The 22407-nt window shown below is 55.8% G+C and carries 25 protein-coding genes; 7 read left to right on the forward strand and 18 right to left on the reverse strand.

From position 1 onward, the window contains the following. Positions 1 to 8: 8 nt before the first annotated feature. The 5 genes from AC6I8N_RS26280 to AC6I8N_RS26300 are packed head-to-tail and all read right to left on the reverse strand — an operon-like array spanning position 9 to position 5242. Positions 9 to 1295, reverse strand: coding sequence for a hypothetical protein (locus AC6I8N_RS26280; protein WP_497831747.1), 1287 nt, complete (start codon positions 1293 to 1295; stop codon positions 9 to 11). After that, positions 1285 to 2613: a histidinol dehydrogenase gene (gene hisD, locus AC6I8N_RS26285; RefSeq protein WP_497831748.1), complete on the reverse strand. Its 1329-nt coding sequence runs from the start codon at positions 2611 to 2613 to the stop codon at positions 1285 to 1287. The genes AC6I8N_RS26280 and hisD overlap by 11 nt, the downstream gene beginning before the upstream one ends. 15 nt (positions 2614 to 2628) lie before the next feature. Beyond that, the gene (locus AC6I8N_RS26290; protein WP_497831749.1) at positions 2629 to 3390 is read right to left on the reverse strand and encodes an ABC transporter ATP-binding protein; all 762 of its coding nucleotides are present in this window, start codon (positions 3388 to 3390) and stop codon (positions 2629 to 2631) included. Next, positions 3390 to 4235 carry an ABC transporter permease gene (locus AC6I8N_RS26295; protein WP_497831750.1) on the reverse strand — a complete coding sequence of 282 codons (846 nt, stop codon included), beginning with the start codon at positions 4233 to 4235 and terminating at the stop codon, positions 3390 to 3392. The genes AC6I8N_RS26290 and AC6I8N_RS26295 overlap by 1 nt, the downstream gene beginning before the upstream one ends. Before the next feature lie 17 nt (positions 4236 to 4252). Continuing rightward, a complete protein-coding gene (locus AC6I8N_RS26300; protein ID WP_497831751.1) occupies positions 4253 to 5242 on the reverse strand; it encodes an ABC transporter substrate-binding protein in 990 nt (329 codons plus the stop codon). A gap of 609 nt (positions 5243 to 5851) precedes the next feature. Between AC6I8N_RS26300 and AC6I8N_RS26305 the strand changes: the two genes are divergently transcribed. Then, a complete protein-coding gene (locus AC6I8N_RS26305) occupies positions 5852 to 5980 on the forward strand; it encodes a Hok/Gef family protein (RefSeq protein ID WP_497831756.1) in 129 nt (42 codons plus the stop codon). A 404-nt stretch (positions 5981 to 6384) separates the two neighbouring features. Further along, positions 6385 to 6537, forward strand: coding sequence for a Hok/Gef family protein (locus tag AC6I8N_RS26310; RefSeq protein ID WP_497831752.1), 153 nt, complete (start codon positions 6385 to 6387; stop codon positions 6535 to 6537). A 139-nt stretch (positions 6538 to 6676) separates the two neighbouring features. Here the strand turns inward: AC6I8N_RS26310 and AC6I8N_RS26315 are convergent, their stop codons facing one another. Then, positions 6677 to 7348: a FadR/GntR family transcriptional regulator gene (locus tag AC6I8N_RS26315; RefSeq protein ID WP_497831550.1), complete on the reverse strand. Its 672-nt coding sequence runs from the start codon at positions 7346 to 7348 to the stop codon at positions 6677 to 6679. A gap of 18 nt (positions 7349 to 7366) precedes the next feature. Between AC6I8N_RS26315 and AC6I8N_RS26320 the strand changes: the two genes are divergently transcribed. Next, positions 7367 to 7759, forward strand: a complete 393-nt coding sequence (locus AC6I8N_RS26320) for a pyridoxal-phosphate dependent enzyme (protein WP_497831551.1) — start codon at positions 7367 to 7369, stop codon at positions 7757 to 7759. Positions 7760 to 7828: 69 nt separating this feature from the next. Here AC6I8N_RS26320 and AC6I8N_RS26325 read toward each other — a convergent pair whose 3' ends face one another. Beyond that, on the reverse strand, positions 7829 to 8116 hold the full coding sequence (locus AC6I8N_RS26325) for a type II toxin-antitoxin system RelE family toxin (RefSeq protein ID WP_497831552.1): 288 nt from the start codon (positions 8114 to 8116) through the stop codon (positions 7829 to 7831). Beyond that, positions 8116 to 8355, reverse strand: coding sequence for a type II toxin-antitoxin system antitoxin RelB (gene relB / locus AC6I8N_RS26330; RefSeq protein ID WP_497831553.1), 240 nt, complete (start codon positions 8353 to 8355; stop codon positions 8116 to 8118). Before relB ends, AC6I8N_RS26325 begins: the two co-directional genes overlap by 1 nt. Positions 8356 to 8591: 236 nt before the next feature. Between relB and AC6I8N_RS26335 the strand changes: the two genes are divergently transcribed. Beyond that, positions 8592 to 8906, forward strand: a complete 315-nt coding sequence (locus AC6I8N_RS26335; protein ID WP_208726844.1) for a helix-turn-helix domain-containing protein — start codon at positions 8592 to 8594, stop codon at positions 8904 to 8906. Then, positions 8903 to 10171, forward strand: coding sequence for a type II toxin-antitoxin system HipA family toxin (locus AC6I8N_RS26340; protein ID WP_497831554.1), 1269 nt, complete (start codon positions 8903 to 8905; stop codon positions 10169 to 10171). The genes AC6I8N_RS26335 and AC6I8N_RS26340 overlap by 4 nt, the downstream gene beginning before the upstream one ends. A 50-nt stretch (positions 10172 to 10221) precedes the next feature. On the opposite strand, the gene AC6I8N_RS26345 is transcribed toward AC6I8N_RS26340, so the two are convergent. After that, the gene (locus AC6I8N_RS26345) at positions 10222 to 10869 is read right to left on the reverse strand and encodes an SDR family NAD(P)-dependent oxidoreductase (protein ID WP_497831555.1); all 648 of its coding nucleotides are present in this window, start codon (positions 10867 to 10869) and stop codon (positions 10222 to 10224) included. Positions 10870 to 11123: 254 nt separating this feature from the next. Between AC6I8N_RS26345 and ompC the strand changes: the two genes are divergently transcribed. Further along, positions 11124 to 12251, forward strand: a complete 1128-nt coding sequence (gene ompC / locus AC6I8N_RS26350; RefSeq protein WP_021185429.1) for a porin OmpC — start codon at positions 11124 to 11126, stop codon at positions 12249 to 12251. Positions 12252 to 12371: 120 nt separating this feature from the next. Here ompC and AC6I8N_RS26355 read toward each other — a convergent pair whose 3' ends face one another. The 9 genes from AC6I8N_RS26355 to AC6I8N_RS26395 form a co-directional block, all read right to left on the reverse strand. Next, positions 12372 to 12587: a YdgH/BhsA/McbA-like domain containing protein gene (locus AC6I8N_RS26355; protein ID WP_208726847.1), complete on the reverse strand. Its 216-nt coding sequence runs from the start codon at positions 12585 to 12587 to the stop codon at positions 12372 to 12374. A gap of 111 nt (positions 12588 to 12698) precedes the next feature. Then, positions 12699 to 13472: a Fe(3+) dicitrate ABC transporter ATP-binding protein FecE gene (gene fecE, locus AC6I8N_RS26360; RefSeq protein ID WP_497831556.1), complete on the reverse strand. Its 774-nt coding sequence runs from the start codon at positions 13470 to 13472 to the stop codon at positions 12699 to 12701. Then, positions 13473 to 14429: a Fe(3+) dicitrate ABC transporter permease subunit FecD gene (gene fecD, locus AC6I8N_RS26365; protein ID WP_497831557.1), complete on the reverse strand. Its 957-nt coding sequence runs from the start codon at positions 14427 to 14429 to the stop codon at positions 13473 to 13475. It abuts the gene before it with no gap. Then, on the reverse strand, positions 14429 to 15394 hold the full coding sequence (gene fecC, locus AC6I8N_RS26370) for an iron-dicitrate ABC transporter permease FecC (protein ID WP_497831558.1): 966 nt from the start codon (positions 15392 to 15394) through the stop codon (positions 14429 to 14431). The genes fecD and fecC overlap by 1 nt, the downstream gene beginning before the upstream one ends. Continuing rightward, complete coding sequence (locus AC6I8N_RS26375; RefSeq protein ID WP_497831559.1) at positions 15391 to 16257, reverse strand: Fe(3+) dicitrate ABC transporter substrate-binding protein; 867 nt, start codon at positions 16255 to 16257, stop codon at positions 15391 to 15393. Before AC6I8N_RS26375 ends, fecC begins: the two co-directional genes overlap by 4 nt. Positions 16258 to 16271: 14 nt before the next feature. Beyond that, the gene (fecA, locus tag AC6I8N_RS26380) at positions 16272 to 18575 is read right to left on the reverse strand and encodes a TonB-dependent Fe(3+) dicitrate receptor FecA (protein ID WP_497831560.1); all 2304 of its coding nucleotides are present in this window, start codon (positions 18573 to 18575) and stop codon (positions 16272 to 16274) included. An 87-nt stretch (positions 18576 to 18662) separates the two neighbouring features. Then, positions 18663 to 19616, reverse strand: a complete 954-nt coding sequence (gene fecR / locus AC6I8N_RS26385) for a ferric citrate uptake sigma factor regulator FecR (protein ID WP_497831561.1) — start codon at positions 19614 to 19616, stop codon at positions 18663 to 18665. Between the two features lies 1 nt (position 19617). Then, on the reverse strand, positions 19618 to 20139 hold the full coding sequence (gene fecI / locus AC6I8N_RS26390; RefSeq protein ID WP_497831562.1) for a ferric citrate uptake sigma factor FecI: 522 nt from the start codon (positions 20137 to 20139) through the stop codon (positions 19618 to 19620). A gap of 159 nt (positions 20140 to 20298) precedes the next feature. Further along, positions 20299 to 21375: a LacI family DNA-binding transcriptional regulator gene (locus AC6I8N_RS26395; RefSeq protein ID WP_497831563.1), complete on the reverse strand. Its 1077-nt coding sequence runs from the start codon at positions 21373 to 21375 to the stop codon at positions 20299 to 20301. A gap of 198 nt (positions 21376 to 21573) precedes the next feature. On the opposite strand from AC6I8N_RS26395, the gene AC6I8N_RS26400 reads away from it, so the two are divergent. Beyond that, positions 21574 to 22386: an ABC transporter substrate-binding protein gene (locus AC6I8N_RS26400; RefSeq protein WP_021185442.1), complete on the forward strand. Its 813-nt coding sequence runs from the start codon at positions 21574 to 21576 to the stop codon at positions 22384 to 22386. Positions 22387 to 22407: the final 21 nt, after the last annotated feature.

Here is a 22407-nt window from a genome sequence, read left to right on the forward strand (position 1 = left end):
CCGTCTCCTTACACCAGTTGATTGATCCAGCGATTGAAATCATCATCCCCTTCACTCCCCAGCATCACCGCCAGCGCCAGTCCCAGCGAGGAGGTCAACGGCGTATGCCCGCTACCGCCGCCAGCCCGCAGGTCCAGTACCAGCGTCGGACAACAAAACATCGCCAGCCGCACCACCCGCTGCCAGTTACCCGGTAACCAGCCTTTCTCACGCAACCTCGCCAGCAGCGGCCGCCAGTAGTTCTCCCCTTTGCTGTCAAGGAACGCAGCACGCAACGGCGTCAGTTGCCAGTTGTGGCTGACATGCAACGTATCGCCACGGCGTACCACCGTGGCCTGATAGCGCCCGTCGGCCTGCCCGGGTTCATACAACCACAGCGGATGGGCAAAGATGTTATGGAAGGTGGCTTTCACCTCCGCCAGCAATGCCGGAATATGGCTGCCGGCGAAGGCGGGATCGAAACTGACCAACCGCGGTTGTTCGCCCTGGGTGTCATACCAGACATTGGCGTTGTGCGCATCGCCATGCGCCACGACCACACCATGCTGCGCCAACGCAGCCGGGGCCAGCAGTTGCCCGGCTTCGAGAAACAACTGACGCAGGCTGTGAGCGTAGCGCACCCCGTTGATCTCCCACTGCAACTGGCTGAGGGTTTGCCATGACAGCGTCTCGCCCGCGAGGATAAATTCTTTATCGACGTAAAAACGCTGCACGCGCCCGCCCAGTCCGGCCGGTGCATCCGGTGAAATCAACCGGTGCCAGAACAGCTGATGGATGGGTTCCGCCACGACCTCATCTACGCTGCCACGTTGCAGCGTGGGCAGGGTTTTTTGCAGAATATCGCGGTCAGCGTGTTGCTGTGCCGTGATCACCGCCGCCTGCAACGCAGGATCGTCTCCCGCCTCAATTTCCCGACAGACATCCGCCAGTCGCCGATCGTTACGCAGGGTGTAGAGCAAAATCTGTCGCCCCGGCTCACCGCAGGCGTAACAGGGGACATCCACCGCGAAACCATGCTCGCGCAGCAATTCGGCACGGTAGTACTCTTCAATGGTGTGTTCTTCGCTCTCTTCATGGTGATACTTGAAAAACAAGCGGCGACTGCCATCAAGGGTAACGTGGCCGTTCAGCGAATTGAGGCTGTATTGATCGCGGTTGATCACCACATCACTGGCTGTCCCCCCCGTGACCTCACTGATCAACTGGGTGAGTTTCTGTTGCGCCCCCTGCCAGTCACCCGCGCGGGCCAGGGTACGCGCCTGCGCGGCCAACGGTTGCCGTGGTTCAGCGGTCATCCTTCTCTCCCATCAGCGTTTTACGCAGGTCGGACACCGCCAGTGCATGACCGGGGAATCCTTCATACAGCGCGAAGCGATGGGCTTTGGTTGCCAGTGCATCGTAACCCGCCGAAGTAACATAGCCGACCGAGACACGTTTCATATAATCAAACACCGACAGCGGCCCGGCGGTTTTCGCTGCACCGTTGGTGGGTAACACCGCATTCGGGCCGAGCACAAAGTTACCGAGGGTTATCGGGGTGTGCTGCCCGAGCAGGATTTCTCCGGCGTTACGAATCTGCGGCATGACCGCCAGCGGTTCACGCGCCAGAATCTCCAGATGCTCCGGCGCGTACTGATTAACAAATTCAACCGCCGTGGCGAAGTCTTTGGTCAGCACCACGCCGCCATGTGTGCCGCACAGCACCGCCTGAGAAAACTCCGCGCGTTTCTCACTCTGCTGCGCCCAGTAGTCAGGCAGCGCGGCAATCGCCTCTTCCGCCACGCGGCGGCTCGAGGTGACCAGATACGCCGAAGAATCCGGGCCATGTTCGGATTCAATCAGCAAATCTAACGCGGCCAGCGCGCCATCGACGCTGCCATCCGCCAGGATGATGCTCTCGCTGGGGCCAGCCGGGACGCCGGGATCAATCAGATGTGTCAGTTGACGTTTCGCCGCCACCACCCACGGGCTGCCGGGGCCGACAATTTTCAGGCACTTCGGCACGCTCTCCGTACCATACGCCACGGCTGCTACGCCCTGTGCGCCGCCGCATTTATAAATTTCGGTGATGCCAACCAGTTTTGCTGCGACCAGGGTGGCGTCATCCACTTTGCCATCTGGTCCCGGTGGCGTGATCACCACCGGACGCGGTACTCCCGCTACCACCGCCGGGATGGTGGTCATAATCAGCACGCTGGGAAACGAGCCTTTCCCGCGAGGCACGTAGCAGGCGACGGCATCGATTGGGACGTGGCGATCGCCCGCAAACACGCCTGGCTGCATCTCCTTCAGCCACATCTCTTCCGGTTTTTGCGCCTCATGAAACTTACGCACGTTCTCCACCGAGAAACGAATCGACTCGATAACCTCCGGGTCCATTCGGGCAAAGGCGGCATCAAACTCTTCAGGCTCAGCGCGAATCGAGAAATGTTCCGGTTGCACCCCATCAAATTCACGCGCGAAGCGGATTAGCGCCGCATCCCCTTCGTTTTTCACCGCCTCGATAATCGGCGTGACGCGCGCAGCAAAGAACGAGAGATCAGACTCGGTGCGTTTAAAAAGCGCCTCCGGCAGGGTGTCGGCCTGGGTTAAATCGTGAAAAGTTACGGACATCGTGGTTTCCTTAAGTCAGTGGGTCGCGAGGGGCTGACGAATGCGTGACAACACCCGGTGCTGCAAATCAATGAACTCGGGATCGCGGCTCATTTCTTCATGTCGTGGTCGGGGGAGATCCACCGGGAAGGTGCTGTCGATAACGCCCTGTCCCATTACCACGATGCGATCGGAGAGCCACACCGCTTCTTCAATGTCATGGGTAACAAACATCACCGTCAGGCGATGTTTTTCCCAGATTTCAATCAGTAACTGCTGCATCTGATGGCGGGTCATGGCATCCAGCGCGCCAAAGGGTTCGTCCATCAGCAGAATTTTCGGGCGATACGACAGCGCGCGCGCAATCGCCACACGTTGTTTCATGCCACCGGAAAGTTCACCCGGCCAGCGGTCACCGGCATTCTCCAGCCGAACCAGTTCGAGATGTTGCTGGGCAATCTCACGGCATTGCTTTGCCGGGGTGCCCGCCGCCTTCAGGGCAAACTCAATGTTTTGCCGCGCGGTTAGCCACGGCAGCAAGGTGTAGGATTGAAATACCACGCCGCGATCCAACCCCGGTCCGGTGATGGATTGCCCATCCACCAGCACATCTCCGCCTTCGAACTCCTCTAACCCGGCGGCAATCGACAACAGGGTACTTTTGCCACAGCCGGATGCGCCGACAATCGAGACAAATTCGTTATCGTTCAGGGTTAAATCAATCCCATGCAGCACTCGCCGTTGGGTTTTGCCCAGTGGGAAACTTTTTTCCAGTTTGGATAAGGTCAGCGTGGCCATCAGGAGCGCCTCCGGTTGTAGCGGAATAACACGCGTTCAGCCGCGCGCATCAGTTGGTCGGTGATCAGGCCCAACAATCCCAGCAGCAGGATGTAGCCGATAATGGTGTCGGTCTGGAAGTAGCGCTGGGACACCACGATGCGGTAGCCGAGGCCAGAGGTGGAAGCCACCAGCTCTGCCAGCACCAGCCAGGTCCATGCCCAGCCCAGACTGATACGCAGCGCATCCCAGATAGCGGGCAAGGCGGCGGGTAACACAATGCGCAGCAGGATTTTGCGATCGGGCATACCCAGGGTGCGCCCCAGACCAATAAAATCTACCGGTACGCGTTTCACCGCATCCATCATCATCAGCACCTGCTGGAAAAAGGTGCCGATCCAGATCACCAAAAACTTCTGCACATCGTCGGTGCCGGTCCACAAAATGGTCAGCGGTACAAACGCCACCACCGGCATATAGCGGATGAAATCCACCAGCGGTTCGAAAATGGCTTTGAACAGGCCATAACACCCGGCCAGCACACCGATCACAATCGACATCAACGAGGAGATCATAAAAGCAATGGCGATGCGATAAAGGCTGCTCTGCACATCGCTCCATAAGGTGCCGTCACTGGCTAAGCGCACCATGCGTTGCCAGACCTGATCAAGGCCCGGCAGAAAGATCGCCGGGATCGTGCCGTTCCGGGTTGCCAGCCACCAACTGATCAGCAACAGCGCAAATACCGCGACGGCGATGCTGAGAAACTGCCCCCGTGAGGGGGCGCGACCAATGGTGAGCAGCGACCAGCGACGCCGCCGTGCATGAGAGGGACGGTTGACGGCGTCCAGTTTTAAAGAACTCATTACGCCTCCGGGGAGGATTACTGTGCGTTAACGAAGCTGGCGTCAATCACCTGCGCGGGTGTTACCGGTTTGCTGATAATCCCGGCTTCGGTTGCCGCTTTCAGGACATGCGGGAAGGTGGTGGTGCTGTATTCGCCGCCCAGTACCGCTTTGTTCTCCGCCAGGGTGTAATATTTCACGCCATCAAACGCGGTGTTGAGATCCTCGACGCTGGCGCCTACCGCTTTAGCAATAATGGCGCGATCCGCCGGGGTGTTGGCCTGATAATGCGCCACGGCAGCATCCCAGGTTTTAATCAGGGCGGCAATCTGGCCGGGTTTGTTTTTGATCACGTCATCACGTACCACCAGCACGTCGCTGATTAACCCCGGGTCAGATGCACCGCTGTAGAGCATCTTCAGGCTGGAATCCCCCTTCATCGCTACCGAAAGATAAGGTTCGTAGGTCACCGCGACCGGGACGCGTTTAGCGATCAACGCGCTACCGGCAGACGACGCCGGCATCGGCACCGGTTTGATATCACTGTACTTCAGACCCGCCTTGGCCAGCGCGCTGCGCAGCAAAATGTCGCTGGTGGTACCTTCTTCATAGGCGACCTGCTTCCCTTTCAGGTCTTTTAACGAAGTGACATCTTTGGAAACCAGCATTGCATCGGCGGTCTGACTGCGGTCCAGTAACAGGACCACTTTGACCGGCAGCCCGGCGGAGATCATGCCCATGGCGGTGTGTGTGGCAATGTTGGCGGCATCAATCTGACCACTCGCCAGCGCGGCGTTAATATCTTTATCTTCCGCGAAGTTAATCACCTCAACGTTGTCTAATCCCTGCTGCTTATACAGGTTGTGTGCGGTGGCCACATGCCATTGGCCGTAACCCAGCCAGGGTTCAATCCCCATCTTTAACGTGCCTGCTTCCGGTGCCGGTGCGGCCAGGCTACTGGCAGACGCGATCAAACCAAAGCAACAGGCCGCCGCAAGGGTCGTTTTCAACGTACGCAGAGATAGCATGCTGATTTCCTTCTGGTAAAAAGTTAAGAGTGATTGTTGTCAGAGCATGTATATACAACTGCAAGCAAATTAAGTGCCAGGATTACAGCCCGCTACAGCAAGACCAACGCGAGATGTTGCACGAAAGTTGCGCACCAATGGAGAGCATTGCACAGTTTTCAGTCAGCGCAAACAGGTTGGCTGGCAATGTTAGTGATAGCGCAGGGAGCCCGTCATGTCTGGGGGGAATTTGATTTTGCAGATAATGTGAAATGAACTGACAGATTTTCATCCCTGATGGGAGGCAAATAACAAACTTCGTATGCAATTATAAAAGACCTGATTTTATCATAAATTCAACCACCTGATTTAAAACAAAATTTTCGTTTTATTATGTGTTTTTACGATAAATCGTTACTTGTTCGTGGAATTGATGTTTAACAGACAAAAAACGTATTGTCGCGGTGGGTGCTTGAGGCTTTCTGCCTTAAGCATGCAGTTGCTGATGGCGGAAAGAGAAAAGCCCCAGGAAGATTATCCATCAACCTGAGGCTGCCCTTGATGCCTAGACAACATCAAGGTAGCCTCTTACGCGCCGCAAGGCAAGGAGGTACAAGCATGAAACAGCTGATGACGAGGAAAGTCTTCATCATTGTGATCCTTATCATTCTGGTGACGCAGAAGAATCTTTGCGAGATTCGATTGCGAACCGGAGTCGCGGAGGTCGCTGTTTCAATGGCATGTAGCACTCTGAAGTAAGATGTCACCACGGCGGGGCTCGCCCCGCCGTTTTGTTGTTGTCAGGCAAGGCACTCAGGCACCCTTCTTCATTCTCTCCTGATGGAGATCCCACTCACATTTCTCATATGGAGCCTAAAAAACAAGTGACAGTTTATTAATTAATTTGTCATTGATTTTTATAAAAATATCACAGGATATCTTGTAAAAATGAGGGCGATGTTATGCATTCGGGTAATTGATGTGCTGGCAGGGAATAAGTAGACTCGCGGCGGGTGCCTGGGGCTTTCTGCCTTATGCATGCCATTGCTGACGGCAGAAAGAGAAAAGCCCCAGGTGACTGTAAATCAACCTGAGGCCTTATCTTTATGCCTGAACAACATAAAGGTAGCCTCTTACATGCCGCAAGGCAAGAGGTAACAACCATGAAGCAGCATACGACGATAATGTTTGTCACCCTGCTGATACTGGCGGTGACAGCCGTCATCCTGGTCTCGCGTAAGGATCTCTGTGAAATACGGTATCGCACCGCAGTAACGGAGGTTGCTGTTTCGCTGGCGTGTGAAACCTCGAAGTAAGGGCCACAACGGCGGGGTTCACCCCGCCGTTCCGGTTGTTGTCAGGCAAAGGCCTTCAGGCACCCTTCTCACCCTCCGGTAGCGGCGCGATTTATCGCGCAATTACCGGAGAGTTGTCGGAAAAACAGCGCGATTGCAGTTACCCATAAACACTTAATGACGCCAAAATCCGGGTAAAGTAGTCATCCGCCCGTTTCTGGGCCAATTTACCATCGCGTGCCTCCAGAGCTTCCACCAGCGGCGTCAGCTCCCGTAACGTTTGCTCGCGCACGATGTCGCTTACCGCCGAGTGCAACGAATGTTGGCCGTCATACTGCACCGCGCGACGGTCGGCAATCACGTTATCGAAGATCTGAATCAGGAAGCGGTTACGCGTTGCGGCAAACATCGCCTGATGCACCGCGTAAATATGTTCTTTATATTGCAGCCACTCCTGCGTCTCACGAATGCCCTGCAAATGGTGGCGCATTTTGGCAAAGTCTTCTTCGGTCGCACGGGCAGTGACCAGCGTCATCATCATCGGCTCGAACAGCAGGCGTCCTTCGAGGATCTCGCTGTAAGTCGGCACTTCTTTGTGCCAGGCGGCCACCGGGCGGTCGGTGTCGCTCAACTGTTGGTTCAGGTTTTCCGACAGGTACGAGCCGCTACCCACCTTACGCGTGACTAATCCCTGCGTCGACATCATCGCCAACACGTTGCGAATGGTGCTGCGTGAGGTCGCAAAGCGGCGCGCCAGCTCACGCTCGTTGGGTAATTTATCCCCCGCTTTTAAATCCCCCTCACGGATGGCCTGCATAATTGAGCGGTACACGCTCACGGCGGCGGCGGTTTGATTGCTGGCGTGGCGCAGGCGGCGAAGTTGTTGAAACCGGGCATTCGTATTATCGGCGTCGAGGCGGCAGGTTGCCCGATGATGTGGACCAGTCGCCAACAGCAGCAAATCGTCAAACTGGAGCAGGTGGAAACCATTGTGCCGATCCTCGCTGCTCGCTCAACCGAAGCGATTAACTTTGCGCTGGTGGAACAGTACGTTGATGAGATCGTGCTGGTGCCGGAAGATCAGGTCGAGGCATCGGCGCGTGAAGTCTGGGCAGCAACCGGCCTGGCGATTGAATTGGGGGCCGCAACAGCGGTGGCTGCGGTGACGCGTCAGCTGTTTAGCCTCAAGCCGGATGAGAAAATTGCTGTGGTACTGTGCGGCAGTGGCACGAATGGAATTTAAGGGTCTTAATTAAAACTCTTAATAAGAAAAAAAATCAATAAGGGCTTTATATAAAGCCCTTTATTTGTTTCAAAGGATACGTTTTACGGCTTCAGAATATACCTCTGACCGTTCTCTTTTCCCGACTGAAACGACAAAAACAACAACCTTTTCATCAATGACCTGGTATACAAGTCGATATCCTGAGGATCTGAGCTTTATTTTGTAGCAATCAGGTATCCCACGAAGCTTATTTGCTTCAATTCTAGGTGAATCAAGCACTTCGCTCAGCTTCTTTTTAAACTGTTCACGTACCGTCGAGCCCAGCTTTCGCCATTCCTTTAGTGCCCGCTCGTCAAAATCCAGAAGATACGCCATCAGAGATCATCCAACGTCACTCGTACGGGTTTAGGACTGCGTAACCGCTCTTTAACAATCTCAACGAGTTCGGCATCTTCATCACTGAGAAGTGTTTGCTTGAAAGGCAAACGTTCATTGTCGGCTATATATTCAAGCATGAGTCGAAGCGCCTCAGAAGGGGTTACACCCATTTTTTCCAGCGCTGCATAGGATCGAGCTTTTAGCTCATCGTCGATACGTAGATTAATACTACCCATTTTGAGCTCCATAATGTAATTACAAATGTCATTACAATTATGGCGCTGCTCAATCCATAAGGCAAGCAATCTGTGACACAGGGAAAACCAAGAGCATTATTTTTTAGGACAGCACGGAATGAGAGATCCGTTGGACATGATTAAAATCCCGATACTGCGGAACATGACAATCGTGTTATAATAAAGGCCATAAATTCACCCCTTATGCATAAAATTTGGCATCAGGAGCTTTATATATGTCCCTTAATCTCTACTCTGAAGCCCGATTGCTATCTGAATTAGGGCAGCGGTTGAAAGATCACCGCCTGCGCCGCAATCTGCTGCAAAAGGATCTGGCGGCGAAAGCCGGGATCTCGGTTTCCGCCCTGAAGAACCTCGAAAACGACGGTAAAGCCACGCTGGAAAATTTTATGAAAGTGGTGTTTGCCCTGCGACTGGAAAAAGAGCTGACCGGGCTGTTTACTCCACCGGCGCTGAGTATCGCGCAGGTTGAAGCCCTGAAGCAGCCTGGCCGACAACGTGCGACCCAACGTAAGGGGAAAGGCCAATGATCAAGAACTATCACCCCCTTCAGCGACTGGAAATTATCTACCAGGGCTGGGGTGAACACTTCCCACTGGGCATTCTGGCGGCAGGCAGGGATCGCGGCCAGTGGTTGTTTGAATACTCACCAGAGGGTATCGAACGCGGCCTTGAATTGTCACCGCTGCTGCATCCGCCGGTCAGCACCACTTATGCCGACTTTGAACGACATCAGGAGGGTATTCCCGGTTTTATTGCCGACTCATTACCCGATGGCTGGGGTCGGTTACTGATGGATCGTCTGTTACGGCGTAATGATATCGAACCAGCAGCCTTGTCGGTGTTGGATCGACTGGCAATGTTAGGTGATAACACGATGGGTGCCCTCACCTATCGACCGCTGCTCGATATGCCCGAGCAGGACAACCCGCATCAGCATATTGATGACCTGATCGTCCTGGCCGGGCAGATCCAGATTGAAGTCGCCGGCCAGGACTCAGAAGTACTGCCAGAGCTGGTGAGGCTGGGTGGTTCACCACACGGCGCGCGTCCCAAGGTACTGGTAGAGTTCGATGCCGCAACTGGCCGTATTGCCGCACAACCCTTTGCGGGTAGCCATCCCTGGCTGATAAAGTTCCCCGCGGCTCAGGAAGGGGTATGGGTGTGTGCGCTGGAGGAGGTGTATGCCCGGCTGGCACGGCAGGCTGGCATCAATTTTCCTGACAGCCACTGGTTTGATTTGGGTAAAGGTTTATCTGCTTTCGGGGTGAAACGTTTTGATCGCCAGGCAGGCATGCATGTGCCAGTGCTGAGTATGGCGGGAGCATTGCAGGCTGACTTCCGCCTCCCCTGTCTCGACTACAGCGATATCTTGCAGGCAACGGGAATGATCACCCGTTCAAGGGTGGAACGGGAAATCCAGGCGCGCCGGATGGTTTTCAATGTTCTGATGAACAACCAGGATGATCACGCTAAAAACTTCGCCTTTATCCTGAATCAGCAAGATGAGTGGCAGGTTTCCCCCGCCTACGATCTGACCTTACAAATGGGGCCAGGCGGCCAGCATCAGACGTCGGTGGCGGGTTATGGCCGCGATATCAGCCGCAAAGCCTTATTAAAAGCGGCGGCATCCGCAGATATTGCGGGCAAGACGCTGAATCGTATCATTGAAGAGGTGAGCGACGTGGCAGCGATGTTTGTGCAAACGGCGCAGGCGTTGGGCGATGCAATCCCGGCCAACGTGATTAAAGCCACTGCGGATAAAATCAACGCCAATATCAGCGCGCTGGATTAATAATGAACACTTCCCGACTTAGCATAAAAATAATAACGCACGTCGAGTGATTAACAGATCACCAGGCGAGTCGGGGTTATTTCACTCGAAATACATTCTGCCATCGAATAAGCCGCCCAGTTATTTTTTCCTGTCACAGAGGCAACATAATCTTCTGTGTTGAAATTAATAACAGATGTTTCGATGCCAAATGTGGAAAGATCATGCGTTAGTGATGAAAAAAGACTCTCCACTCCCTTACTGATAGCATAATTTACCGCCCTGTCTGTCGGCGATTTTTTATCATGGGCAGAGGATACCAGGATGAGCCTGCCCTCATTTTTATATCGGAAGTACGGAATAATTTCACGTATCAGTAAGATCGGATTGGTTAATCCGAAGCTGACGGAGGATATAATTTCATCAGCTGACATATCCTCCACCGATTTTGTTAATAAGGTGTTGTCGCACAATATCACTCCATCGACACTGGAAAAATCGTCAATAACAGACTGAAGATATGAGGCGATTCCCCGGCTATCGTTTCGAGCGATCTCCACCCCAACAAATTGGTTTGGGAACCGGGACGTCAGGTCGGCAACTTTAATATAATCTTCAACAATAGCAGAGACATAGCATCCATTCTGCAATAACTGCACAACAATTTCTTTACCCAGCCCGGACTCCGCGCCAGTAACGATCCATTTCATCTTTTTCATCTGTCACATTGCCATCATCACACCCGGCATTGGTGTGGACTTGTTAGACTAATAACACAACTGCGGGCGGTTTTAATTTACCAAACTGTGCTAAACCGTGATCGACTGCACATCAATAGAACTATTTTACCTAATTGTGCGGATTTTACTTACATAGATTTACTGAGCAGAAAATGAATGTTACATACCATCACTGCGGAAATAAGTTCCCGCATTACTAAATATTACAAGCAGTGGTTTTTTCGAGGAATAAAATGAGCAAGCACATTAAAAAGCTATCCTTAGTGGTGGCAGGCCTGATCATGGCCAACGCATCACATGCAGCGGAAGTTTATAACAAAGATGGTAACAAATTAGATATTAACGGCATGGTAGTGGGTGAAAATTATATCACCAACGATCAAAGCCAGAATGGTGACCAATCGTACATGCGTTTTGGTTTCCGTGGTGAAACGCAAATTACTGACCAGCTGACCGGTTACGGATTCTGGCAGGCGCAGTGGAATTTGAATCAGGCGGAAAACGAATCCGACTCGATGTATACCCGTAAAGGTTTCGCCGGTGTTAAATATGGCGACTACGGTTCGTTCGATTACGGTCGTAACTCTGGCGTGATGTACGATGCTCTGAGCTACACCGATATGCAGCCTGAGTTCGACGGCATGACCTATAACTCAGACACCTTCCTGTTCAACCGTGGCAATGGTATGGCGACCTATCGCAACACCAACTTCTTCGGTCTGGTGGATGGTCTGAAGTTCGCGCTGCAATATCAGGGCAAAAACGACGGCGGCGGCGAGCCGGGCGTGCGTGATGTGCTGCGTCAGAATGGTGACGGTTACGGCATGTCAGCATCTTATGACATTGGCGCAGGCTTCAGTCTGGCCGGTGCGTTCATGAGTGCCGACCGTACCAACGAGCAAAACAGCGTGACCAGCGGCATTATGGGCCACGGTACCCGCGCAGAAGCCTACACCACGGCGTTGAAATACGATGCGAACAACATCTACCTGGCCTTTATGTACACCAAAGCCTACAACGCCTCACGTTTCGGCTCCAGCTCAGGCGGTGCTTACGGTTATGCCAACCAGTCTGACCTGTTCGAAGCCTATGCGGGCTACACCTTCGACTTCGGTCTGGTGCCGTTTGTGGGATATAACCAGACCCGTGCCAAAGACCTTGGTGCTTCCGGCGATGGCAACACCTATGGCAGCCAGGATCTGGTTAAATTTATCGACATCGGTGCGACCTATAATTTCAACAAGAACATGAACGCTTATGTTGATTACAAGATCAACCTGATCGACAGCAGCGAGTTCACTGAATCCGCCGGGATCAGCACCGACGATGTTGTTGCCGTGGGCCTTGTCTATCAGTTCTGATGCTTTACTGATAATAAAATCCGGGAACATGGCGTTTCCGGATTTTTTTAAAACAAACCGCGCGATCAATCGCGCCGCTACATGGTATGAAATTCGTAGCGACGCGATTTATCGCGTTTATTATTTGTACAACTCTGCGGTCATATGAACGCGGTTATTGGTGTTGGCTTCAGTAATTTTGTACTGATCACCATGCTGTGCTGCCTGAGCAGCGATTTGCGCTTCAGCACCGTCCAGGGTATCGGCGGTGACAGAAACGCTCTGCGCGAAGCTGGCAAATGACATCATAGAAAAAGCGGCGACAGCGGCGATTGACATTGCTTTGATGGTTTTCATGGTCTTATTCCTTCATTTGTTTGTGTGGAAGGCAGTGTGCCTTCGATGGAGGTGATAATAACCATAGTTATCGTTTCAGTATTGATAATTAGTGCGGTTATCGTGATCATGCTAATTATCATGATGAACGCACATTAACGCGCCGCTGAGAGGTTCGGGCACCACTGCTACATCTACCTGGAACACACGCTTGAGGATCCCAGGCTGGAGTACCTGCGCCGGCGTTCCCTGGGTGACCAGCGCACCTTGTGCCAACAGCACCAACTGGTCGCAATAGCGGCTGGCCTGATTAAGGTCATGCAGCACCGTGACCACCGTTTTGCCCTGTGCCTTTAATTCTCCCATCAGTTTCATCAGTTCGATCTGATGATTGATATCCAGCCAGGTGGTTGGCTCATCCAGCAGCACAATTGGCGTATCCTGCGCTAACAACATCGCCAGGAACACCCGCTGGCGTTGCCCACCGGATAAATCGCTGACCCGCTGCGGCGCCAGATGATCCACCCCCATCCGCTCCATCGCGACCTGCACCTGCGCCTTATCCTGTGCCGATAACCGCCCCCATAACGGCAACCAGGGATGGCGACCATAAGCCACTAACTCGGCTACGCTAACCCCTTCTGGCGTCAGATGCTGTTGTGGCAGCAATGCCAGATACCGTGCCAGTTGCCGCGCGGAAAAGCGCGCCAGGGGTTGATCTCCAATCAACACCTGTCCCTGGCTGGGGACCAACAAACGCGCCAGCGATTTTAATAATGTCGACTTACCACAGCCATTCGGCCCCAGCAGCGCAGTGACTTGCCCGACGGCAAAGTTGACGCTGACATCCTGCAAAACGCGCTTGCCCGCGTAGCCCGCAGTCAGATTCTCAACCCTCAGTTGCATCTATCGTGTCCTGATTAACAGCCAGAAGAACCACGGAGCGCCGATTAATGCGGTGATCACACCGGCTGGCAGCTCCATCGGTGGCGACAGGGTGCGTGCCAGCACATCGGCCAGCAGCAACACCAGTGCGCCCAGTAACGCGGAAAACGGCAGCAGGCGGGCATGGCGTCCCCCTACCAGACGGCGCACCAGATGCGGCACCACCAGGCTGATAAAGCTGATCGGTCCACACACCGCGACTGCCAGCGCCGCCAGTGCGACGCCAACCAGCAACACGCCGCGTTGAAAAGGGTGTAACGACACGCCAAGGGTCGCCGCACGCTCATCCCCCAGCGCCAGCAGGTCGAGATCGCGGCAGAACGCCAGACTCATCAGCAGCAACACCGGCAACGGTAACGCCAGCAGCACCATCTGCCAGTCGCGCCCCCACAGGCTGCCGGTCAGCCACAGTAGCGCGGTGTTGACATCCTGTGGCCGTGATAACAACAGATAATCGGTGACGCTGGCAAAGCAGGCGGCAAGCGCCACCCCCACCACCGCCAGCCGCAGCGGCGAGGCAGTGCCGGTCAGCCAGTGCAGCATGACCAGCGCAGCGCAGCCACCGACAAACGCTATCAGCGGTAGCCACACCAGCGGTAAGGCGGGCAACAGCAGCAGCGCCAGTAAAGACGCGAGACTGGCGGCATGATTGACGCCAAGAATATCCGGTGAGGCCAGCGGATTACGGATGATGCCCTGGATCAGCACGCCGGAAACCGCCAGCGCCGCCCCCACCAGCAACGCCAGTACCACACGAGGCAGACGGTACTCCATCACCACGAAATGCGCCTCGCTGCTCACTTGCCAGGCGCTCCACAGCGTTGACCAGGCGAATGACTGCACGCCGAGCTTCAGGCTGACCACCGCACTGATCGTCAGCAACAGCAACAACAGCGGCAACAGATAGCGTGTCGACATCAGCGTTGCCTCCTTGCCAGCCAGACAAAACCGGGCGCACCGACCAGCGCCAGCACCACTCCGGCGGGGAGTTCACCAGGCCATGCCAGCCCGCGCGCCACGATATCTGCCGACAGCAGCAGCGTGGCCCCCAGCACCATTGCCATCGGTAGCATGACGCGCAGATCGTGCCCGATCCACGCGCGCGCCAGATGTGGCACCAGCAAGCCAATAAACCCCAGCGGTCCTGCCACGCTGACGCAAGCGCCGACCAACAGCAGCAGCGCGATACTCAACCCACCGCGTACCACGCCAATATTGACGCCGAGGCTGTGCGCCGCGCTGTCCCCCATAGCCAGCACGTTGAGCGCACGCGTCTGGGTCAATACCAGCGGGATAATCACCACCATCACCGGTAACAATTGCCACACCTCCTGCCAGCGCGCATGACCAATTCCCCCGGCTAACCAGGTCAGAATGCCCCAGGCATGATCTTCCGCCAGCAGCAACACAATGCGGGTCATTGCCATGCAGAAAGCGGATAACGCGATACCGGCGAGGATCAGCCGCTGACGTTCGCGTGTGCCTGCCGCCAGGGTGACGCACAGCCAGCTAAGTGCGCCGCCGCAGGCAGCAATCAACGCCAGTGGATAGCCCTCCAGCTTCACCGGTGCAAAGGCCGACACCAGCGCGATGGCTAACGCCGCGCCACTGTTGATCCCTAACACCGACGGCGAGGCCAGCGGATTATGGGTCAGCGCCTGCAACAATCCCCCCGCCAGTGCCAGCGCCGCACCCAACAGCACCGCCACCAGCGCACGCGGCAAGCGCAGATTGAACACCACCCCCTCACCGATGCTGCCAGACTGCCCCGGCCACAACGCATGCAGTGCCGACTGCGGTGCAATCGGCACGGACGAGAAGCTGGTCAGACTAAACCAGAAGGCGCAGAGCAGCAGCGCCAGGCTCAGGATCCAACGGGTCATGGCGCAAATAAGGTGACAGCGTCACGCGCAATTTTTTCCGCGGCGAACAAGCCACGCATCCGCGCCCAACTGTTGCTGTCGACGGCACGCACATGATGCTGCTGCGCCGCGCTCAACATCCCCCACAGCGGATCGGCTTCCCAGCGCTTCACAATACTTTCCTGGCGATAGTGCGCCACCAGCAGCCAGTCCGGGTTCTGGGCCAGCAGGTTTTCGAGACCAATCGGCGTCATCGCCGCGCCATTAATCGGATCCGGTACCGTCAGCCCCAGCTCAGCCAGCACCCCGCCGGTGTAGCTGTCGCGCGAATGCAGCGTGAACTGATTTTCCCGCGACGTGCCGAACAGCACCCGCGCCCCTTGTGGTAACAGTTTGGCTGCCTCAGCGATACGTTGCCGGTGCAATGCCAGGCGTTTTTCCATCTCGGCTTTTTTACCCACCACCTCGCCAATGATGGCGGCGGATTGCAAATTTTCTGCGTATGTTTCATTGCGCGACTGAAGCAACAACACCGGGGCGATACGCTGCAACGCGGTGTAAATTCCGCTGTGACGGCTGCTGTCGGCGATGATCAGATCCGGGTGCAGGCTGCTGATGGCCTCCAGGCTGGGCTGCCCGCGCAGCCCGACCGATCGCCAGGGCTGGAGGTGCTCACGCACCTCCGGCAGCAAACGTTGCGGATCGTTATCATCGGCAATCCCCACCGGACTGATATTCACCGCCGCCAACGCATCCGCAAACGACAGTTCCAGCACCACAATCCGTTGCGGTGTCTGGTTGAGGGTAAAGGTACCGTGCTGATCCTGCACCGTCACCGCGCTGGCCTGTCCCATCAACGCCAGCAGCAATAAAAGAACGCGCATGGAGACGTCTCCCGTCAGAATTTCAGTGAACCTTGCAGATAGAAGGTGCGAGGCTGACCGGCATAAATGCCTTTGTTGTTGTCGTCATAGGAACGGGTGAAATATGCCTGATCAAACAGGTTCTTCACCCCGACCGCGAGGTTAAGGTTGGCCAGGCTGGGACCGAAAGCATAATTGGCGCGCGCGCCCCACAACATAAAGCCAGGGATGCGGCCGGTGCTGCCATCGGCGCTTTCCTGCACGGTGTTGGCGTTATCGGCAAACTGGCTCGACTGGAATTCGCTGTTGAGGTTGAAGGTCCAGTTACCTGGTTGGTAATCCACGCCGAAAGTGCCTTTCTGACGCGGAGAGAACGGCACCTGATTGCCATAGGTGTCGCCTTTTTCGCGGATCTCGGCATTGACGTACGCGTAGCTGGCGTAAACCGACACGTCTTCCAGCGCGGGCGTCAATTCACCGAGGTTGTAACGTACCTGGCTTTCCAGACCGGTATGACGCGTCTTACCGCGCGCGGTAACGGTGTCGTTAGTCTGGTTGGAGTCATACTGGTTGTTGAAATTAATCAGGAACAGGCCAACTTCTGCCGTCAGCGCACCATCGTCATAACGGGTGCCCACTTCCCAGGTACGGGCTTTTTCCGGCTCGACGCTGCCACTTTCCACCGCTTTACCGATCTGGCTGTACTGAACGGTGCCGAAAGATCCTTCGGTGTTGGCATACAGGTTCCAGCTGTCGGTGAGGTGGTACAGCACGTTCAGCGCAGGCAGCGGTGCGTTGTAACTCACGTCCTGACGCGTACCTTTGATCGCGTTGCGCTGGAAGGATTCAATATGTTCAAAACGCATTCCCGGCGTGATGGTCCAGTTACCGACATCGATACGGTCATCCAGATACCAGGCATGAGCCTCGGTGCCGGAACGGGTATCACGATCGTAAGGACTGGCGGTGGACGGCAGCTCGCCGCTGGCGGTGGGCACGTAGTAACGCATCTCATGGCCAGATTCGCTGACATAACGGTAGCCCACACCCACTTCGTGCGCCGTCGGACCCAGGTTAAAGCTCTGGCTATAGCGTGGTTCGATGCCGCGCACCCAATACTCACGCGGTGACAACGTCACGCGAGTCCCTTGTTCCAGATAGCCGCTGCGCAGCGTATGGGTGTAGAAGCCGAGGATATTGAATTTATGCTGCGCATCGGGCTGGAACTGATAGCCGAGGCTGGCGAGCTGGCGACGGCCCCAGAAGCGATCGACCGGACGGGTGGATTGCCAGCGGTCGGCGTCGTAAGCGGCACGGCTCAGGCCGCCCGGCATATCTGCCTCACCGTCGTAATATTGCAGCAGGCTGGTGAAGGTGTGCACATCGTTAGGTTTGAACTGACTTTTCAGCATCACATCATCAATGCGGGTGGCGCTGTGTTCCCGCCAGTCGCTGCCGCGCGTCCCGGAGTAGAGAATCGCGCTACCAAACCCGTTATCGGCGGTGCCCCCGACCAGCAGGTTATGCGTCTCTTTCGGGTTGTTTTGTGACGAGGTCGGGCTAAGCTGCCCTTCCACACCGGCTTCGATACCAAAATCCGCCGGGATTGCCCGCGTCACAAAGTTGACCACGCCACCGACGCTCTGCGGTCCGTAACGCACCGCACCGCCGCCGCGCACCACATCCACTGCATCCATATTGCCGAGCGAAACCGGTGCCAGCGACAGTTGCGGCTGACCATAAGGCGCAAACGGCACCGGGATACCATCCATCAGCACCGTTGAACGACTGGCAAGACGCGGGTTCAGACCGCGAATACCGAAATTCAGCGCCAGGTCATGGCTGCCGGTGCCGTTGTTTTCCGGTGCATTGACACCGGGAATGCGGTTGAGCACCTCGCGCATGGTGGTGGCACCGTTTTTAGCGAACTCTGCGCGACGGATAACATCACGCGCGCCCGGATGTTCAAACACGTCGCTTTCGCGTGCTTCACCCAGCCAGTCACCCACCACCGTCAGGCTCTGTTCATGGGGACGTTGCTTTACCGTCCACAGGTTACCCCCCAACGGACTGGCTTCGAGCTGTGAATCGGCCAGCAGGGCCGCCAGGCCATCCTGCACCGAATAGTCGCCCTGCAAGCCCGCGCTGTGCTTGTCGCGTGTCAGGGTGGCATCCAGCGACAGCGTAATACCCGCCGCAGAGGCGAACTGGTTTAATGCGCTGTCCAACGGGCCGGCAGCAATGTTGTACGGATGGGTGGCCGGTGTGGCCGCCATCACCATTCCCGAGGTGAAAAGTAATGCAGGAAGCAGGTGCAAAGCAGGACGAGAAACAGTCATAACCTCTCCAAAATTTATGATTTTTTGTGGTCTTCAGAGATAAGTCGTATGACGCAGGCAAAAGGGACAATGACGGGACAAAAAAATTTATCGCCGCGTGACCCGCACCCAATAACGGGTGATGCGATGCAGGACAACAGGCAGGGTTTGCTCCAGCGCCAGTAACGCCTGGTCGCTGTTCAGCAACGGAAAAGTACCGGTGACGCGTAACTGCGCTGCATCCGCATCGCAACGCAGCATACCCTGACGGTAACGCGCCAGTTGGTCGATCACTTCCCCCAAAGGACGATCGCTCACGCTGAGCCAGCCGTTAATCCACGCCGGGGCACGTTCGACGTCGCGGGTCAGTGCACCGAAGCGATCGGCGGTGAAGTGCAGACTTTGCCCCTGCTGTACGGTGAGGGATTGTGTTGCATCATGGTTGAGGCGCACCGCCACCGCATGTTGTGAAACGCGCAGCAGCGTGCTGTCGGGCTGTTGCTGCACGCTGAAGGCCGTACCCAGCGCCGTCATCTGCCCCTGACGGGTATAGACCCGCAGCGGACGCTGTGCCGCATCCTTGCCCGTGGTGATGGCCAGGGTGCCCTCAATCAGATCGATCCGCCGTTCCTGGGCCGAAAAACTGACATTTACTGCTGAGGCGGTGTCGAGCGTCAGCAGGCTGCCATCGTCCAGCGGGTAGTGACGGATCTCACCCCGTGCGGTGCGATAATCCGCACGTAATCCGGTGGCATACTCGCTGCGCCACAACTGCCATCCGGCACCCACGCCGACCGCCAGCAGCAACCCCTTCAGCACATGACGCCGCGTTATCTGCGAATCACGCAGTGCTTTGCTGGCCACCTCGCCCGGCATGCCCTGCATTTGTTGACGCAGATTTTCCACCTGCTGCCACGCCCATTGGTTATCCTGATTCGCATCCACCCAGCGCTGCCATTTCAGTTCCTGCTGAGGACTGACGCGTTCACCGCTGAGCACGGCGTACCAGTGCGACGCGCTGCGTAGCGCCTCCCGTTGTGAGCTGGAGAGCGGAGCCGCCACGTCACAACCCCTGCTCGAGACGAAACAGCAGGCAATGCTCGGTGGCTTTCGCCATATATTTCTTTACCGAACTGACTGACACGGCAAGCTGCACGGCAATATCGGCATAGGTGAGGTTATCCAACTGGGACAGCAGAAATGCCTGACGCGCCTTATAACCCAGTCCATCCAGCATTCGATCCAGTAATTGCAGGGTTTCCAGCTGGCTTTGTTGTACTTCCGGTGAGGGGGCGACCGCTTCAGGGAGCTGGCTGAGTAATTCCAGATATGCGTTTTCCAGCGCGTTACGGCGGAAGCGATCCACCATCACACGTTTGGCGAGCGTACAAAGAAACGATTTGGCATCACGAATATCAGACAGATGATGCCCGGACATCACCCGTAGAAACGTATCCTGAGCGACATCATCCGCATCAAAAGCCGAACGCAACTTGCCCGTCAGCCAGTGCTTCAGCCAGCGGTGATTGGTGGCGTAGAACAGCGCGAGAGAAGGCGCAGCGGGCGATTCAGCAGCAGGCAACATGATGTCAAAGTATGTCAAAAGGTGAAAAGTGTAATGATACTAGCTGCGAATGGTTCTCATTACAACTATGGATGATTTTACCGGACAGCGAGGTAAGGTTGCCAGGCCTGGTAGCAGCGCGGTTTAAGCTGCGACAAAAGAGTGCGAGAAATCGCGCCGCTACGGCAATCTACGGGGTGCCCCAATAGACATGCGATCAATCAGCTCCGCACTAAACATGGGTAAGGGTTCCAGCATCTCGCCACGAATTTCCGCGATCAACCGGCGCGCGGCTTCGCGCCCCATTTCGTATACCGGCTGCGCCACCACGGTCAGTGGCGGGGAGATAATTTCGCTCCAGGGGAAGTTGTCATACATAACAAACGACAGGTGCTCCGGGATACGCAAGCCACGCCGTGTCAGCTCGCGCAGCAGTGACATCGCCACCACGCTATCGGAGGCGATCAGTGCGGTGGGTGGACGTGGGCGTTGCCACAGGCGCGCTACGATCTGCTGGATCTGTTCGTCACTCCCGGCATTCACCTGCACCATGCCGGGATCGAAGGGATGTCCGGCAGCCGCAAACGCGCGCATCATGCCATCAACGCGCTGTGCTACCGGGGTCAAACCAAAGTCGCTGAGTTGCTGAAAATCGTGCTCAAGCGTCATGCTGGTGACATACACCACCTCACGGTGTCCCGCCGCAATCAATTGGTGAGTAGCCTGTTGCGCAACGGCGGTAAAATCACAGCATATCGCCTCCACATCCATACCGATAACCGCGCGATCAAATAATTTGAGCGCCCGCCCTTCCGCCTGTACCTGCATCAGATGGCCGTTTTTCTCCCGTTCTGAGCAGCACGGTGTGACGATGATGCCATCTACCTGCTTTTCCAGCATCACCCGGACCGCATCCTGTTCCGCCTGCCATTTTTCATCGCTGTTACTTAACAACAACTGATAACCGGCCTGACGGGTCACATCCGCCATACCACGCAGCGCCACACCAAAGTGCGGGTTTTCAATATCCCCGACGATCACCCCGATAGTGTTGGAACGTCCGGTGTTCATGCTGCGCGCCAGCTCATTGGGGCGATAACCCAGGGCGGCAGCCGCATGGTTAACCCGAATCTGAACCTCTTCGCTCACCGCACCATAGCCCCCCAGCGCCCGTGCCGCCTGCGCTTTGGAAACGTTGGCCTCCCGCGCGACATCTGCCACGGTTGGCGCTTTAGAACGCACTTTTTGCTTGGTCATAATTAATTCGAATCACAGGTTGAGGTCAGGATCATTGACGCTGAAAAACGGGTGTGCTTAAACTCATTGTAACTCCTTGAGACCGGTCTCACAATCACTGCGTCTCGCGGAGTCACCTGCGTTGAGACCGGTCTCAAAAACATTACAGCTTACCGGCTCAACAGTCTCTGATGTTTAACCTGCAAAAACGGACGAGCTATGAAATCGCATAAATCCCTGCACGCGCTGTTCGGCGCGGCCATCGCCCTGTGTTCGCTTTCCTTTACCACCGTTGCTGTAAGTCAGGACAATCCTTACGGCCTGCTCTCTCCCGGCCATCTGCGCGTCGCCAGCGTTGGCGACTCCAAACCCTATACCTTCACCGACGCCAGCGGCCAGTTCACCGGCTTTGATGTGGAGTTTTTCAAAAATGTCGCCCACCGCATGGGTATCGATCAGGTGGATTTTGTCGGTCAGGATTTCTCCGCCATTCTGCCTGCGGTGGCGAATGGTCAGTTTGATGCTGGCGTCGCCGCCATCGGGATCACCCCGGCGCGCGAAAAAACCGTCGATTTCTCCACCGGCTATCTCGCCGGTTATTTGACGGTGCTGACGCGCAGTGACAGCGGCGTTAAGGATGTCGCCAGCCTGGCGAAACATCGCCTTGGCGTGATTCAGGGGACATTGCAGGAAAGCTATGCGGTGCAGCACTTCACCCAGACGGACATCGTCCGTTTCCCGGATAACAACACCGCCGTCTCCGCGCTAAATAACGGCACGCTGGATGCGGTGTTCCTTGATTATGAAGCGGCGAAAAGTTATGCCGAGCGCTTCAAACTGGTCTCCGCCGCCGATATCCCCTCGTTCAATGCGCCTGCGGGCGTCGCCATCGCCAAAGACAAACCGGCATTCAAAGCGGCGCTGGACAAAGCCATCAAAGCCGCCATGCAGGATGGCACCTGGAAACAGCTGTATCAGAAGTGGTTTCCCGGCTCGCCCATGCCAAAACAGTATCTGCCTGACGGCCAGTAGATCACACTTTCAACCGGTGAT

It is taken from the genome of Pantoea sp. X-Soil-TKNS-1279 (assembly GCF_059730565.1).

Coding starts and splice junctions, on each gene's coding strand:
- AC6I8N_RS26280 (WP_497831747.1), bottom strand. CDS start 1,295: ATGACCGCTGAACCACGGCAACCGTTGGCCGCGCAGGCGCGTACCCTG.
- hisD (WP_497831748.1), bottom strand. CDS start 2,613: ATGTCCGTAACTTTTCACGATTTAACCCAGGCCGACACCCTGCCGGAG.
- AC6I8N_RS26290 (WP_497831749.1), bottom strand. CDS start 3,390: ATGGCCACGCTGACCTTATCCAAACTGGAAAAAAGTTTCCCACTGGGC.
- AC6I8N_RS26295 (WP_497831750.1), bottom strand. CDS start 4,235: ATGAGTTCTTTAAAACTGGACGCCGTCAACCGTCCCTCTCATGCACGG.
- AC6I8N_RS26300 (WP_497831751.1), bottom strand. CDS start 5,242: ATGCTATCTCTGCGTACGTTGAAAACGACCCTTGCGGCGGCCTGTTGC.
- AC6I8N_RS26305 (WP_497831756.1), top strand. CDS start 5,852: ATGACGAGGAAAGTCTTCATCATTGTGATCCTTATCATTCTGGTGACG.
- AC6I8N_RS26310 (WP_497831752.1), top strand. CDS start 6,385: ATGAAGCAGCATACGACGATAATGTTTGTCACCCTGCTGATACTGGCG.
- AC6I8N_RS26325 (WP_497831552.1), bottom strand. CDS start 8,116: ATGGCGTATCTTCTGGATTTTGACGAGCGGGCACTAAAGGAATGGCGA.
- relB (WP_497831553.1), bottom strand. CDS start 8,355: ATGGGTAGTATTAATCTACGTATCGACGATGAGCTAAAAGCTCGATCC.
- AC6I8N_RS26335 (WP_208726844.1), top strand. CDS start 8,592: ATGTCCCTTAATCTCTACTCTGAAGCCCGATTGCTATCTGAATTAGGG.
- AC6I8N_RS26340 (WP_497831554.1), top strand. CDS start 8,903: ATGATCAAGAACTATCACCCCCTTCAGCGACTGGAAATTATCTACCAG.
- AC6I8N_RS26345 (WP_497831555.1), bottom strand. CDS start 10,869: ATGAAAAAGATGAAATGGATCGTTACTGGCGCGGAGTCCGGGCTGGGT.
- ompC (WP_021185429.1), top strand. CDS start 11,124: ATGAGCAAGCACATTAAAAAGCTATCCTTAGTGGTGGCAGGCCTGATC.
- AC6I8N_RS26355 (WP_208726847.1), bottom strand. CDS start 12,587: ATGAAAACCATCAAAGCAATGTCAATCGCCGCTGTCGCCGCTTTTTCT.
- fecE (WP_497831556.1), bottom strand. CDS start 13,472: ATGCAACTGAGGGTTGAGAATCTGACTGCGGGCTACGCGGGCAAGCGC.
- fecD (WP_497831557.1), bottom strand. CDS start 14,429: ATGTCGACACGCTATCTGTTGCCGCTGTTGTTGCTGTTGCTGACGATC.
- fecC (WP_497831558.1), bottom strand. CDS start 15,394: ATGACCCGTTGGATCCTGAGCCTGGCGCTGCTGCTCTGCGCCTTCTGG.
- AC6I8N_RS26375 (WP_497831559.1), bottom strand. CDS start 16,257: ATGCGCGTTCTTTTATTGCTGCTGGCGTTGATGGGACAGGCCAGCGCG.
- fecA (WP_497831560.1), bottom strand. CDS start 18,575: ATGACTGTTTCTCGTCCTGCTTTGCACCTGCTTCCTGCATTACTTTTC.
- fecI (WP_497831562.1), bottom strand. CDS start 20,139: ATGTTGCCTGCTGCTGAATCGCCCGCTGCGCCTTCTCTCGCGCTGTTC.
- AC6I8N_RS26395 (WP_497831563.1), bottom strand. CDS start 21,375: ATGACCAAGCAAAAAGTGCGTTCTAAAGCGCCAACCGTGGCAGATGTC.
- AC6I8N_RS26400 (WP_021185442.1), top strand. CDS start 21,574: ATGAAATCGCATAAATCCCTGCACGCGCTGTTCGGCGCGGCCATCGCC.